The sequence below is a fragment of the Caulobacter ginsengisoli genome, assembly GCF_030814835.1.
GTDB classification, from domain to species: domain Bacteria; phylum Pseudomonadota; class Alphaproteobacteria; order Caulobacterales; family Caulobacteraceae; genus Caulobacter; species Caulobacter ginsengisoli.
In genome coordinates, this window is sequence record NZ_JAUSVS010000014.1 from 40,737 (window position 1) to 54,903 (window position 14,167).

The following is a 14,167-nucleotide window of genomic DNA, read 5'->3' on the forward strand; positions in this document are numbered from 1 at the left end:
TCAGTAGCCCTTCAGCTCTGGGTCCAGGGTCTGGCCCTTGTCGAGCTGCACCCCGAAACTGTTCAGCAGCATGGACACCTGGGTGTACTGGCCGACGGTATAGACCAGGTCCATCTTCTGCTTGTCGTCGTAGAAGCGGCCCAGCTCGGCCCAGACGGCGTCGCTGACGAAATGATTCCTGTTCAGGTCGTCGCAGGCCCGGATCAGCACCGCGTCCGCCTCGCTCCAGCCGGCGTCCGCGCCGCGCTTGATGCGCTCGATCTCGTCCTCGGTCAGGCCCGACTGCAGGCCGATGCGGGTGTGCTGGGTGAACTCGTAGCCCGACTTGCAGAGATAGCCGATGCGCAGGATGACGATCTCGCGCTCCCGGGCCGGCAGGCCGTTCTTGCGCGACAGGATGTAGTTGCCCCAGGCGAGGAAGGCTTTCGCGGCGGCCGGGTCCCTGGCCATGGTCATGAAGATGTTCAGCACCGGCCCGCGCTCGGCGATGGGCGCCACGATCGCCTTCTGATCCTCGTTGAGTTCGCTCATCTCGAGCGGCGCGATGCGCGGCTTGGACAGCCTCATGGGCCTGATCTCCCCTTCACTTGTCTGTTTGATCAACCATCGCCCAGCTTGGCCGTCGCGCCAAGGGCCGGGTCGTCCAGGTCGGGCACGGAGGTGACAGGATCGCCTGTCGGCCCCATGTTAAGCCAGCTCAAGCTGGCGCCACGGTCCCAGGCGAAAGCCGAACGTCCGGCCCCGTAAATCAGGAGCTTCGTAACGTGCCGATCGCCACGACCAGCCTCGGCCTGGGGGTTTCGCTCAGGCGCTGGCGCGTCCTGAACAGGATCAAGCAGGCGGACGCCGCCGAGCGGCTGGGTGTCTCGCAAACGACCATCTCGCGTTGGGAGACCGGGGCCCGGGCGCCGGAGGGCCGGGAGGCCCGCAGACTGATCACGCTGCTGGCGGCCAGGCCGGGGTCCGCATCCGATCGCGCCCTGGCGGATCTGGTCCGCTGCGCCAGTACGCCGGCCCATCTCATTTGCGATTTCACCCATCGCCTGATCGCCGCGTCGCCGGCCCGCGCCCGGAGCTGGACCGTTGGAATAGACGAACTCATCGGGACGTCCCTGTGGCGGTTCGCGTCCCAAGGAATCGCCGCGGGCGAGGCCGGCCTGGAGTCCCGAGGCTGGTACGGGCCGCTCGCCTCGGACATCGTCGTCGCAACCGAGAAGGCCGTGTTCCCGGAGCTGACGATCCCGCCGGGCTGATCCGCTACACCCGGATGCCCTTGGCGGACGGCAGCTTCGCCCGGCTTGTCAGAGCCGAGGGCGCTACCGCGGCATAAGTTATTCCGGGTCTGGAACGGGCGGCGGACGCGCGCTAGGCCGATGCGATGAGTTCAGCGCCCGATCCGTGCCGCATCGCCGCCATCCTGGACTTCGTCCAGGCCTCGGAGCAGCTGAAGGATACGCTGCGCAGCGGGGTAACCCGACAGGGCCGACCGGAGAGCACGGCCGAACATAGCTGGCGGCTCTGCCTGATGGCGCTCCTGTTCCACCGGGATCTGGGGACCGTGGATCTCCTCCACCTCCTGAAGCTCTGCCTGGTGCATGACCTCGGGGAGGCGATCTCCGGTGACGTCCCGGCGGTGCTGCAGGGCGGCGATTCCGGTCGCGCCGCGCGCGAGCGCCAAGACCTGATCCAGCTTTGCGAGCCGCTGCCTGACGATCTCGCATCGGAAGTCCTCGCCCTGGCGGACGAATATGCCCAAGGCGTGACCCCCGAGGCGATCATGGCCAAGGGCTTCGACAAGCTGGAGACGATGCTGCAGCACCTGATCGGGCGGAACGCCCAGGATTTCGACTACGGGTTCAACCTCTCATACGGGAGGGCCTATACCGACCGGGACGCTCTGCTGAGCGCGGTCCGTCGCCAGGTCGATCGCGAAACCCTGAGCCGCATCGAAGCACAGTCCAGAGACGCCATCGGGATATGAGTTCGCCCAGCTAGGCTGTCGCGCCAAGGGCCGGCCTCCTCTAGGGTGGTCGCCAGGGAGAAAATCATGGGTAGCGCCAGCCTGGACGCGCGACGACGCGCAAGCGATCTCGACGCGCTGGAAACGCAGAGCTTCGACCTGCTGGTCATCGGCGGCGGCATCACCGGGGCCGGCGTGGCGCGGGACGCGGCCATGCGGGGCCTGAAGGTCGCCCTGGTCGAGGCCCGCGACTGGGCCAGCGGCACCTCGAGCCGCAGCAGCAAGATGATCCATGGCGGCCTGCGCTACCTCGCCCAGGGCGACCTGGCCCTGGTCAAGGAGGCGGCGTCCGAGCGGCAGGTGCTGCGCCGCATCGCCCCGCACCTGGCCCGGCTGACCCCCTTCGTCATTACCCTGCCCAACCTGGCGACCCTGGCCAAGATGCGCGCCGGCCTGTGGACCTTCGAGAAACTGGGCGAGGTGCCCAAGGCCGAGGTCCATGAGATCTGGGACCTCAAGGAGATCGCCCGCCGCGAGCCGCTGATCAGGACGGCGGGGCTGCATGCAGCCCTGGTCTATCCGGAATTCCTGACCGACGACGCCCGCCTGGTGCTGGCCAATGTCCGCTCGGCCGCCGAGCACGGCGCGGCCGTGGCCAGCCATCTGGAGGCTGCCCGCATCCTGATCGAGGGCGGCCGGGCGGTCGGCGTCCTGGCCCGCTCGACCCTGGCCGGCGAGGACCGCGAGGTCACCGTGCGCGCCCGGCTGATCGTCAACGCCGCCGGGCCCTGGGTCGATGCGGTGCGGGCGCTGGAGGACAGCAGTGCGACGCCCCGGCTGACCCTGACCAAGGGCGTCCATATGGTGCTGCCCCGGTCCGCCCTGCCCGTGAACAACACGGTGATCCTGCGGGCCGCCGACAAGCGCGGGACCTTCGCCGTGCCGCGCGGCGACTTCACCTACATCGGCACCACCGACACCTTCTATGAGGCCGCCGACGACTGGCCGACCGTGACCCGAGCGGACCTCAGCTATCTGGTCGACTCGGCCAAGGCGCTGCTCGACGCCCCGACCCTCAAGCCCGAGGACGCCGCCGCCGTCTGGTCGGGCGTGCGGCCGCTGATCGGCCAGGCCGGCAAGGGCGCCAGCGAGATCTCCCGCAAGGACGAGGTCTGGACCGGTCCGGCCGGGGTTATCACCATCGCCGGCGGCAAGCTCTCCGCCTACCGCGCCATGGCCGAGCGGATCGTCGATCAGGTCGCCGAAGTTCTTAGCGCCAAGACCGCCGCCTGTCGAACCGCCGAAGAGCCCCTGCCCGGCGCTGGCGGAGCGGAAGCGGCCAGCGACGACCGGCTCTGGCGGCTGTATGGCGCGGAAGCCGAGGCCGTCCGCGCGGCCGGCGGCGATGCGGCGGCGGAAGCCACGCAGGCCGTGCAACACGAGGGCGCCCTCACGCTGGAAGACTGGTGGGTGCGCCGCACCGCCCGGGCCTGGTTCGGCGGGCCGGAAGGGCTGGAAGCGGCCGCCGACCGCATGGCCGAACTGCTGGGCTGGAGCGCCGAGCGGCGGGCCGCCGAACTGAACCATTGCCGGTCGCTGGACCGGTTGAACCAAGTCTTAGAGGCCGCCGCATGATCGACGATGTCATTACCGCCCTTTCCGGCGCCATCGGACCCGACAAGGTGGCTGTCGATCTGGACAGCCTGAAGTCCCGCCGCTTCGACCAGTGGGTGGTCAATCACCTGCGCGACTGGCGCGGCGAGGTCCTGCCCCTGCCCGGCGTGGTCGTCAGGCCATCCAGCGTGGCCGACGTCCAGGCCATCCTGCGCCTGGCGAACCGGGAGAGCATCGCCGTCATCCCCCACGGCCTGGGCAGCGGCGTCTGCGGCGGCGTGGTGGCCTCGCCCGACGCCATCCTGCTGGACATGAGCAGCTTCAACGCCGTGCGCGGCGTAGACCCGGTCAACCTGCTGGCCAGTTTCGACGCCGGCAAGAACGGGCTGGAGGCCGAGGAGGCCGTCGCCGCCCACGGCCTGACCATCGGCCACTGGCCGCAGTCGGTGGCGATCTCCAGCGTCGGCGGCTGGGTCTCGACCCGGGCTTCGGGGCAGTTCTCCAGCGCCTATGGCAATATCGAGGACATCATCCATTCCATCGAGGCGGTGCTGCCGACGGGTGAACTGGTGGTGCTGGGCAAGGCCGCCAGAGCCGCCGCCGGGCCGGACCTGCGCCACCTCTTGATGGGGGCCGAGGGGATCATGGGCGTGGTCACCGGCGTCACCCTGTCCCTGCGCTGCCAGGCCGAGCACCGGGCCATGACCGCATTCCACGCCCCGACCATGGCCGCCGGCTTCGAAGCCCAGCGGATCATCTACCAGGCCGACTGGCGACCGCCCGTCATGCGCCTCTATGACGCCAAGGAGGCCCGCCGTTCGTTCAAGGACCATGCGAACGAGGACCAGGGCCTGCTGCTGATGATCCACGAAGGCCCCAAGGCGCGAGTCGAGGTCGAGGTCGCGGGCGTCACCGCCCTGGCCCTCGCCGCGGGTCTGACCCCAGCCCCGACCCAGGCCACGGCCGACTGGTTCGCCCGCCGCAATCACGTGCCGGCCTGGCGCGACCTGCTGGAGCGCGGCTTCATCGTCGACACGGTCGAGGTGTCCGGCTCCTGGACGGCCATCGAGGCCATCTACGAGGACGCCGTGGCCGCGCTGGAGGAGGTGGGCGGCATCGTCAACGCTTCGGCCCACTCCAGCCATGTCTACCGCTCGGGCATCAACCTCTATTTCAGCTTCGCGGCCAAGGTCGAGGACAGCGCCGACATGGAGCCGCTGTATTTCGAGTGCTGGCGGCGCATCCTGGAAGCCACGGCCCGGCACGGCGGCGGCATCGCCCATCACCACGGTTCCGGCCGGGTGCGGCGCGACTACCTGCATCATGACCTGGGCGACGAGGGGGTGGCCCTGCTGCGCAGGGTCAAGGCGGCCCTGGACCCCAACATGATCATGAACCCCGGCAATCTGCTGCCAGATGCCTGAGCTGATCCTCGCCCTCGACGTCGGAACCACCAGCACAAGGACCCTGGTCGGCACGGCCGACGGCCATGTGCTGGGCTCGGCCCGCTGTCCGATCCCCTCGCTGTTCCCCGCGCCGGGCCTGGTCGAGCAGGATGCGGAAGGCGTCTGGACCCTGACCCGGCGGGTCATCGCGCTGGCCCTGGCCAAGTCCGGCCATGAGCTGGCCGATGTCGCCGCCATCGGCGTCACCACCCAACGGGCCAGCATCGTGCTCTGGGACAGGGCGACCACCCATGCCGTGGCCCCCATGGTCGTCTGGAGCGACCTGCGCGGCCTGCCCCGCGCCGCCAGCCTGGCCGCCCTGGGCTTCCAGGTCTGGCCCCAGACCCCGGCCTGCAAGCTGGAGATGGCGCTGGGCGACCGCGACCCCAGGGCCCTGGCCTGGGGCACGCTGGACAGCTTCATCGTCGCCAAGCTGAGCGGCGGGGCGGCTCACGTCACCGATGTCTCCAACGCCTGGGTCAGCGGCTATATGGACTTCGACCGCTTTCCCGCTTGGCATGCCGGGCTGATGGCGGCGCAGAACCTGCCCGAGGGCCTGTTTCCCAAGGTCGTCGAAAGCTGGGGGGCGATCGGCGAGGCCGACGCCGGCCTGGGCGCCAAAATCCCGATCACCGCCATTCTCGCCGACCAGCAGGCCGGCATGTTCGCTCATGGCTGGCCGGGGCGCGGGGCCTGGAAGGCGACCTACGGCACCTCGGCGGTGCTGATGGTGTCGATGGGGCCCGAGCCGACCAGCCCCCACCCCACCCTGCCGGTCATGGCCCTGGCGGCGGGCGAGGGCGAGGTGCTGTTCTGTTTCGAGGGCATGGTGATCACCGCCGGGGCCTTCATCGACTGGCTGTGCCAGGTGGGCCTGTTCGCCTCGCCCGCCGACCTGCAGGCCGCCGCCGAAAGCGTGCCGACCAGCGGCGGGGCGGCCATGCGGCCCTCGCTGCAGGGGCTGGGCGCTCCGCATGGCCGGTTCGATCTGCCGGCCCTGATCGGGGGCTTAAGGCCCGGCGTCGGCCGGGGCGAACTGGCGCGGGCGGCGCTGGAAGGCCTGGCCTGGCGCATCCGCGAAATCGCCGGGACGGCAAGCGAAGCGGCAATCGATCTGCCGGAATCCTTGCCGGTCGACGGCGGCGCCACGGCCAATGACCTGCTCATGCAGCTCCAGGCCGACGCCCTGCAACGCCCCGTCCGCCGCCACGCCGTGCGCGACGCCACCGCCTATGGCGCGCTGGTGGCGGCGGCGATGGGGGCCAGGCTGATCGGACGGGACGATCTGGGGCGGCTGGCGCACTACGACCGGACGTTCGAGCCACGGATTTCAGCCGACGAGGCCGAGGCGGGCTACGCCGCCTGGGCAAAGGCTGTCCTCCCCTAACTCCGCATCCCCAGCTTTCGCTGGGGATACGGGAAAGGTGAGAGTCCGTTTCCCGCCAGTCTCCGCCTGCAAATGTGTTAAAGTCCCTCATGCCTTCCTACGCTCTTTTCGACACCGCCATCGGCCCCTGCGGCCTGGTCTGGGGCGATGATGGGGTCACCAACGCCGTCCTGCCTGAGGCCGACCTGGAGGCGACCCGCCAGCGGCTGCTGCGCCGCACGCCCGCCGCGGTCGAAACCGAACCAACGAGCGAAATCGCCACCGCCATCGAGGCCATCCGCGAACTGTTCGCCGGCGGCCAGCGCGACCTGGCCGATATCAAGCTGGACCTTGCGGCGGTTTCCGACTTCCAGCGCGAAGTCTACGCCATCGCCCGCGCCATCCCGCCGGGCGAAACGCTCACCTACGGCGACATCGCCAAGCGCCTGGGCGGGGTGCAGCTGGCCCGCGAGGTCGGCCAGGCGATGGGCAAGAACCCCATCCCCATCATCGTCCCCTGCCACCGCGTGCTGGCGGCCGGCGGCGGGACCGGGGGCTTCTCGGCGCCGGGCGGGGTCGACACCAAGCTGCGCATGCTGACCATCGAGAAGGCCCGCACCAGCGCCCAGCCCAGCCTGTTCGACGATCTGCCGCTGGCTCGCGCTTAGAGGCTAGCGGACAGGCGAAGGCTGCCGCTGGCGTTCCGAGACAAATCCGCGCTATCTAACGCCCAGCATTCGCCGAACGCGAATGTTCGGGGGACGAAGGCATGCGGTTCGACCTGATTGATCTGAAGCTCTTCCGCGACGTTGCCGAAGCCGGCTCGATCACCCACGGCGCCGAGCGCAGCCATCTGGCCCTGGCCGCGGCTTCTACCCGGATTCGGGGGATGGAGGACTCGCTCGGCGCCAAGCTGTTCACCCGTGGCCGCTACGGCGTCACCGCCACCGCCGCCGGCCAGGCCCTGCTGGTCCATGCCCGCACGATCCTCACCCAGGTCGCCCGGCTGCAGGACGACATGGGGGCCTTCGCCAAGGGCTTCGCCGGCCAGGTGCGGGTGCTGGCCAACACCAACGCCTCCACTGAATTCCTCCCCGAGGCCCTCAGCGCCTTCCTGCGCGCCAATCCCCGGGTCAGCGTCGACCTGGAAGAGCGGCTGTCGGACGAGATCGTCGGCATGATCGCCGAGGGGGCGGGCGATATCGGCATCGTGGCCGGCACGGTGGATGTCGGGGGCCTGCAGACCTTCCCGTTCCGCTCCGACCGCTTCGTGCTGATTACCGGCCTGGGCCATCCGCTCGGCCAGATGACCCGCATCCGTTTCGCCGACGCCCTGCGCTTCGACATCGTCGGGCTGGAGCGGTCCAGCGCCCTGCAACGCTTCCTGGCCGACAAGGCCTCGCGGGTCGGGCTGCCGCTGCGCCTGCGGGTGCAGCTGCGCAGCTTCGACGCCGTCTGCCGGCTGGTCGCCGCCGGGGTCGGCATCGGCGTCGTGCCGGAGACCACGGCCAAGCGGGCCGCCCTCACCCTGCCGCTGGCCATCGTCGAACTGAGCGACGACTGGGCGGCGCGGGACCTGACCCTGTGCGTGCGCGATGCCGGTGAGCTGCGGCCGTTCGCCCGGCAGCTGCTGGATCACCTCAAGGCCGCCTAGGCCGCCTTCACCACCGCATGCGGCGTCCAGGACGCCCACAGATGCTGGGCCGCATAGGCGCGCCAGGGTCGCCAGCGTTCGGCCCGGGCCAGCAGTTCGGCGGGCGTGGGCCGGACGCCGGCCTCGTCGGCCAGGGCCCGCATCAGGCCGATGTCGGCGGCCGGGAAGGCGTCGGGCTCGCGCAGTTCACGCATGGCGATGTACTGCGCCGTCCATTCCCCGACGCCCGCCAGGCTCTTGAGCTGCTGGATCGCCTCGTCCAGCCCGCGGCGGGCGCCGAAGATCTGCGGGTCGGCGACCACGGCGGCGGCGATGCTGGAGAGCGCCCTGGCCCGCGCCCCGGGCATCAGGCCGAGCGCCGCCAGGTCTTCCTGGGCCAGCCGCTCTGGCCGGGGAAAGAGGTGGGTCAGCCCCTCCTGCGGCGCCTCGAGCGGCTGGCCATAGCGGGCGACCAGCTTGCCGGCCAGGACGATGGCGGCCTCGACGCTGATCTGCTGGCCCAGGATGGCGCGGATGGCCAGTTCGAAGCCGTCCCAGGCGCCGGGCACACGCAGGCCCGGCCGGGCGGCGATTAGGGGGGCCAGCGCCGGGTCCTCGGACAGCTGGGCGCCGATGGCCACCGGGTCGGCGGCGAGGTCGAAGACGCGGCGCAGGCGGGCGATGATGACCGGCAGGGCCGAGAGCTTCGGAAAGCGGATGGCGGCGCGCAGGGTGTTGCCCTCGCCAGGCTCGACCCGCAGCGTCCCCTGCGCGCCGTCGATCTCGATGGTGCGGGCATACCCGCCCTTGTCGATCACCTCGACGCCGGGAATGGCGCGCAGGCGGAGGAAGGCCAGCATCGCCTCCCAGTCATAGGGCGGGCGATAACGCAGCAGCACGGTGACCTCGCCGGCCGGGCCGGAGGAGACCGTCTCGCCGCTGGCGCGGCGCAGGGCGCTGGGCGGGCGGCCGAACAGCTGCTGGAAGGTTTCATTAAAGCGGCGGATCGAGCCGAAGCCCGAGGCCAGGGCGATCTCGGCCATCGGCAAGCGGGTCTCGTGGATCAGCTGCTTGGCCAGCAGCACCCGCCGGGTCTGGGCCACCGCCACTGGCGAAGCGCCCAGATGCCGCTGGAAAAGGCGGCGCAGCTGCCGGTCGCCGACCCCGACCCGGTTGGCCAGCGCTTCAAGGTCGCCCTCGTCCAGCGCCCCCATCTCGATGAGGCCCAGCGCCCGCGAGACGGTGTTGGAGGTGCCGCGCCAAGCCCCCAGGTCCGGGGCGGTCTCGGGCCGACAGCGCAGGCAGGGACGGAACCCCGCCTCCTGGGCCGAGGCGGCGGTCGGATGGAAGGTGACGTTCTCACGCTTGGGCGTGCGGGCCGGGCAGACCGGACGGCAGTAGATGCCGGTGGTCTTCACCCCGATGAACAGGCGGCCGTCAAAGCGGGCGTCGCGCGTGCTGATGGCCCGGTAACAGGCGTCGTCGTCGAGATCGTCCATACCCCATCGTCGCCCGGATGGCCGAGCAAGTCTCGCGGTTTTCGGACATGGTCGGTGGGGTCAGGCGCGACCTGAGCCCAGGGTGGAGACCAGCATGCCCTCCAGCGCTTCCTGGCGGTAGGGCTTGGCCAGGGCCGGCACATGCGAGAACTGCGCGGCGATGCCGTCGATGCCGTAGCCGGTCGAGAAGATGAACGGCACCCGCCGGCTGATCAGCGCCTCGGCCACCGGATAGACCTTCTCGCCGCCCAGATTGACGTCGAGGATGGCGCCGTCGATCTCCAGGCTCTCGTCGCTGGCCAGGGCGACGCCGCGCGCCACCGTCCCGGCGACGTCCACCACCACGCAGCCGAGGTCGTCCAGCATGGATTCGATCATCATCGCCAGCATGGTCTCGTCTTCCACCACCAGCAGGCGCAGTCCGTTGAGGGCTGGAATCATGATGACTAGGCGGCCAATCTCAGCTTGGTGGACAGGGGCAGTCGCATGCGACAGCAGACACCCTCAGGGCTGAAGGTAAGGTGAACCTCGCCGTCGAATTCGCGGGCCAGGCCCTTCTCGATGAAGCGTGAGCCGAAGCCCCGGCGGCTGGGCGGCGCCACGGCCGGCCCGCCCATCTCGCGCCAGTCGATCTCCAGGGCGGGGGGACTGCTGGCGCTGTCCACACGCCAGTCGACGGACACCTGCCCGGCCACGGCGGAGAAGGAGCCGTATTTCCCGGCATTGGTCGCCAGCTCATGGAAGGCCATGGTCAGGGTGACGGCGGCGTTGGGACCCAGCCGCACCTCGGGGCCCGTCAGGCTGATGCGGTCCAGCTGGCCCTGGGCGACATAGGGTTCGAGCGTGCGGCTGATCACCCGGGTCAGCGACGCGCCCTCCCAGGCGACCTCGGTCAGCAGGTCGTGGGCCCGGGCCAGCGCCCCGATCCGCGCCAGGAAGGCGCTTTCGAAGGAGGTGCCAGCGCTCTTGGTCCGGCTGGTCTGCATCGCCACCGCCTGCACCGTGGCCAGGGTATTCTTCACCCGGTGGTTCAGCTCGTCGAGCAGGGCCCGCTGGCGGTCCTCGGCCATCTTCCGGCCGGTGATGTCCAGCGACACCCCGGCCAGCCGCACGGGCGTCCCGGCCTCGTCATAGACCGCCCGGCCGCGCACCAGAATCCACCGGATCTCGCCGGTCGGGGTGAGGGTTCGATGCTCGGCCTCCAGCTCGGAGGCCTCGGCGATGGCCTTGTTGATGGCCTGGGCCAGCGCGTCCCGGTCGTCTGGGTAGACGCGGGCGAACAGCTCATCGTAGCGATCGAGCGGATCGTCCGGGCCCAGGCCGAAATTGGCCCGGAAGAATTCGGAAGCGGCCAACTTCCGGGTTGTGAGGTCCAGCTCCCAGCTGCCCAGGCGGCCGGCCTGCAGCGCGAACTCCAGCTGCTGCTGCGACTGCCGCAGCGCGGCCTGGCCCCGCTCTGTCGCCAGGGTCAACTGGGCGGCCGCCTCCTGCTCCTGGCTGCGCCGCAGCGCCGCCTCGGCCTTGCCGCGCTCGTCCATCTCGATCCCCAGGGACCGGTGGGCCAAGGCCAGGGAGTTGTTCGAGACACCCAGTACGATCAGCAGCAGCGAGGCCATGATGATCAGCAGGGCGATACCGCCATAGCGGGCGATCCGCCGCACGAGCGGCTCGCGGACGGTCCGCAGATAGACCGAGCCCAGCACCTCGGACTTCTGGGCGACCGTGGCGGTCACCGTCAGGCGATCGCCGTTCCAGGCCGGAGGGCGGACCTGGTTGATGGCCGGCAGCCTGGAACCGCCCTTGGCAAAGCCCGCCACCAGGCGGCCCTGGAGGTCGTAGACGCCAACCGCCTCGACATCGCGGTTGGCGCTCAGGGCCGAGACATACTCCCGCGCGGCCTCCCGGTCGTCGAAGGCCAGGGCCGCGGAAACGCTGCCGGACAGGATCTCGGCCTGGACGGTCAAGGCCCGCAGCTTCTGGCCGCTGGTCAGGTATTCGTTGTAGATCGCCATGGACAGCCCGGCGAGCAGCAGCCCGACAGCCATGGCGATCACCAGGCCTGGCCCCACCTTCCATCGCTTCCAGATCGCCAGTCGCTCCGACAACACCATCTTCAGGCTCCGGGCTTGACCAGAACGGCCAGGCTTAGAAGCTTCGAACTGATGGTCACGCCGTTGGCGTTGGCCGCCGCGAGATCGACGCCGAACCGGACCCGGCCGTCCTTGACCAGGAATTGGATGATCGCGCCCTGGCCGTCGCCGCCCCGGTCGGACACAGTGAGGATCGGCGAACCTTTCAGGACGCGCAGCAGATTGCCCGACGACTTGGCCGCGCCGGCGCCCAGATAGAGGATGTGACAGCCTGTGGGCTTGTCGGCGGTGCGCAGCCGCCTGACCATGATCGGCCGCCCGTCCAGGCGCTGGCCCATGGCCGCCTGCTCCAGCACCCCGGCGAAAGCATCGTCGCCCAGGACGCAGATATGCAGCGGGCTGGTCGGCGAGGCGAAGGTCGATGCGGGCCATTCGATGAAGGGGGCGAACTTGTAGAGATAGGTCGCCTTCACCGCGGTCTCGTCGACGCCGGCCCACGCCCGCGCGGGCGCGCCGCCGGCCACCAGGCCGGCCAGGCCCAGGACCAGAGCGCGTCGATCGAGTTGAGGCGGGAGGGCTATGGCTAGAACCTCCACCTGAGGTCGACCGAGACGCTGCGGGCGGACTCTATCCCGGTGGCGCCCAGCTGCACGTTGGCGCTGGCCGAGCCAAACTCCAGGTGACGATCGTTGAGCAGGTTGACGCCGGTCAGGGCGATCTCGACCGAGTCCGACACCGCCCAGCGCACCCGCGCGCCCAGTTCGGTATAGGCGGGGGAAACCGGGTCCGGCAGTTCGCCGATCCGGCGCACGTCCAGGTCCAGAGTTACCCCGGACCCCAGATCCATCATCGAGCGGACGGACGCCTGATAGTCGGGGTCGTTGCCGGCGATATCGGTGGAAACCAGGTTCGCGGAGCCGGGCCGGTAGCGCAGATCCTTGTGAAGCCAGGTAAAGCCGCCGCTGAGCCGCCACCAGTCGGTCATCTGATAGGCGCCCCAGGCCTCGATCCCATAGGCCTCGCCCTCCATCCGGTTGGCGAACACGATCGGCAGGCCGCCGCCGGTCAGCTCGAAGCTGCGCAGGTCGTCATAGACGTTGTAGTAGGCCGACACCGAGACCGAGCTGCGGGCCGAGGGCTGGCCGCGATAACCCAGTTGATAGGCGACCAGGCTTTCGGACTGGAAATCGCGTCCGGTCAGGAAGACGGTGGCGCCGTGGACCTCGACGAAGTCCCGATCCAGACGCGAAGGCGAGCGGACCGCCCGCGAGACCCCGAGCCAGAGCAGCGTCGTATTGGTCGGCTTCCAGGCCAGGCGCAGGTTCGGCAGCGGCTCGAGGCCGACATAGGGCTCGTTCTCCAGCTTCAGTCCCAGCGTCAGTGTCAGGGTCGGGGTGAGCGTGATGGCGTCCTGGGCGAACAGGTTGGTCAGGGTCTGGCGGCTGCTCACCGGATCGAAGAACTGGGTTTTCGGCGGCGAGGGCGCGATGGGGAAGTCGTCCTCGGTCAGACGATAGCCGCCGCCCCAGACGATCTGATGCCGTCCGCCCAGGGAGAAGCTGTGCTGAACATCCAGGTCATAGGTGCGCAGGGTGTCACGGTAGCGCCCGGGAACCGACCGCTCGATCTGGTCGTAGTAGGCCTGGACCTGGAGCGTCCCGCCACTCGACAGGGTGCGGGTCCAGCGGGCCATCAGATTGCCGCCGGAGTTGGCGAGGTCGGCGAAGAGCGGGGCCGTCGCCTGCTCCTCGGAGCCCTTATAGACATCGCCCTGCAGCGTGATCAGATCGTCCGCGCCCGACCAGTCCAGGCGGAAGCCGGCCTGACGGCGGCTCCAGCCGTCGCGGGCGTCCTGGCCGGTAGCGGTCTCATTCCCGGTCTGGCGCATGCCGTCGGCGTAGATCCGGTAGGTGAGCCCGTCGCCCAGCGTCCCGCCATACTGCAGGCTGGCGAATTGCTCCCGGTCGCCCCCGCCTGCCCGCAGGCTCACGCCCTGGGTCTCCGACGAGCGGCGGGTGAGGATGTTGATCACCCCGTTGACGGCGTTGGCGCCCCACAGGGTGGCCCCCGGCCCGCTGATCACCTCGATCCGGTCGATGTCCTCGGGCAGGACGTCCTGGCTGTCCCAGAACACGCCATGGGAAAACGGCGTGTAGACGCTGCGACCGTCGATCAGCACCAGCAGCTTGTCGGCGGCGCTGCCATTGAACCCGCGCGCCGAGACGGCGTAGCTCGTCGCGGTGATCCGCGCCACCTGCAGGTTGGGGGCCAGCCGCAGGATCTCCGGAAGGGTCGTGGCCCCGGACCGGAGGATGTCGTCGCGGGTGATGACATAGATGGCGGCCGGCGCATTGCTCAGCGGCTGGGCGGTCTTCGACACCGACGAGACATCGACATTGGCCAGGTCCTCGATCGAAAGTTGGCGAAGATCGGCCAGGGTCTCGGGCGCGGACACCATCTCGGCAACCGCCGGCGTCGCGTGGATCGATAGGGCGAGGGCAATGACGAGCGGGACGGAGGAGCAACCTCGCGCTACGACGGCTCCCAGATCCGGTCGCCC

At 69.9% G+C, this 14,167-nt stretch carries 13 protein-coding genes; 7 read left to right on the plus strand and 6 right to left on the minus strand.

The genetic code is table 11. The features are described 5' to 3' along the window. A complete protein-coding gene (locus QO010_RS22680; RefSeq protein ID WP_307352893.1) occupies window positions 1–567 on the minus strand; it encodes a carboxymuconolactone decarboxylase family protein in 567 nt (188 codons plus the stop codon). Window positions 568–764: 197 nt separating this feature from the next. Between QO010_RS22680 and QO010_RS22685 the strand changes: the two genes are divergently transcribed. The 7 genes from QO010_RS22685 to QO010_RS22715 all read left to right on the plus strand — a co-directional run bounded on the left by QO010_RS22685 (window position 765) and on the right by QO010_RS22715 (window position 8,039). After that, window positions 765–1,253, plus strand: coding sequence for a helix-turn-helix transcriptional regulator (locus QO010_RS22685; protein ID WP_307352894.1), 489 nt, complete (start codon window positions 765–767; stop codon window positions 1,251–1,253). 125 nt (window positions 1,254–1,378) lie between these two features. Further along, on the plus strand, window positions 1,379–1,981 hold the full coding sequence (locus QO010_RS22690; protein WP_307352895.1) for an HD domain-containing protein: 603 nt from the start codon (window positions 1,379–1,381) through the stop codon (window positions 1,979–1,981). A gap of 66 nt (window positions 1,982–2,047) precedes the next feature. Beyond that, entirely contained in the window at window positions 2,048–3,595 is a 1,548-nt protein-coding gene (locus QO010_RS22695) for a glycerol-3-phosphate dehydrogenase/oxidase (RefSeq protein ID WP_307352896.1), read from the plus strand. Further along, window positions 3,592–4,998 carry an FAD-binding oxidoreductase gene (locus QO010_RS22700; RefSeq protein ID WP_307352897.1) on the plus strand — a complete coding sequence of 469 codons (1,407 nt, stop codon included), beginning with the start codon at window positions 3,592–3,594 and terminating at the stop codon, window positions 4,996–4,998. Before QO010_RS22695 ends, QO010_RS22700 begins: the two co-directional genes overlap by 4 nt. Further along, window positions 4,991–6,406 carry an FGGY family carbohydrate kinase gene (locus QO010_RS22705; RefSeq protein WP_307352898.1) on the plus strand — a complete coding sequence of 472 codons (1,416 nt, stop codon included), beginning with the start codon at window positions 4,991–4,993 and terminating at the stop codon, window positions 6,404–6,406. The genes QO010_RS22700 and QO010_RS22705 overlap by 8 nt, the downstream gene beginning before the upstream one ends. Before the next feature lie 89 nt (window positions 6,407–6,495). Further along, entirely contained in the window at window positions 6,496–7,053 is a 558-nt protein-coding gene (locus tag QO010_RS22710; RefSeq protein WP_307352899.1) for a methylated-DNA--[protein]-cysteine S-methyltransferase, read from the plus strand. Between the two features lie 101 nt (window positions 7,054–7,154). Beyond that, on the plus strand, window positions 7,155–8,039 hold the full coding sequence (locus tag QO010_RS22715; RefSeq protein WP_307352900.1) for a LysR family transcriptional regulator: 885 nt from the start codon (window positions 7,155–7,157) through the stop codon (window positions 8,037–8,039). On the opposite strand, the gene QO010_RS22720 is transcribed toward QO010_RS22715, so the two are convergent. The 5 genes from QO010_RS22720 to QO010_RS22740 are packed head-to-tail and all read right to left on the minus strand — an operon-like array spanning window position 8,036 to window position 14,065. Next, on the minus strand, window positions 8,036–9,517 hold the full coding sequence (locus tag QO010_RS22720) for an AlkA N-terminal domain-containing protein (RefSeq protein ID WP_307352901.1): 1,482 nt from the start codon (window positions 9,515–9,517) through the stop codon (window positions 8,036–8,038). The two genes, QO010_RS22715 and QO010_RS22720, sit on opposite strands and share 4 nt — an antisense overlap. A 60-nt stretch (window positions 9,518–9,577) precedes the next feature. Further along, window positions 9,578–9,958, minus strand: coding sequence for a response regulator (locus QO010_RS22725; RefSeq protein WP_307352902.1), 381 nt, complete (start codon window positions 9,956–9,958; stop codon window positions 9,578–9,580). A 5-nt stretch (window positions 9,959–9,963) separates the two neighbouring features. Continuing rightward, the gene (locus QO010_RS22730) at window positions 9,964–11,622 is read right to left on the minus strand and encodes a sensor histidine kinase (RefSeq protein WP_307352903.1); all 1,659 of its coding nucleotides are present in this window, start codon (window positions 11,620–11,622) and stop codon (window positions 9,964–9,966) included. Between the two features lie 8 nt (window positions 11,623–11,630). Further along, on the minus strand, window positions 11,631–12,203 hold the full coding sequence (locus QO010_RS22735) for a TOL_0243 family YfiR-like periplasmic protein (RefSeq protein WP_307352904.1): 573 nt from the start codon (window positions 12,201–12,203) through the stop codon (window positions 11,631–11,633). Further along, window positions 12,191–14,065 (minus strand): TOL_0244 family TonB-dependent receptor, encoded by a 1,875-nt coding sequence (locus tag QO010_RS22740; RefSeq protein WP_307352905.1) that lies wholly within the window; start codon window positions 14,063–14,065, stop codon window positions 12,191–12,193. The genes QO010_RS22735 and QO010_RS22740 overlap by 13 nt, the downstream gene beginning before the upstream one ends. Window positions 14,066–14,167 lie beyond the last annotated feature (102 nt).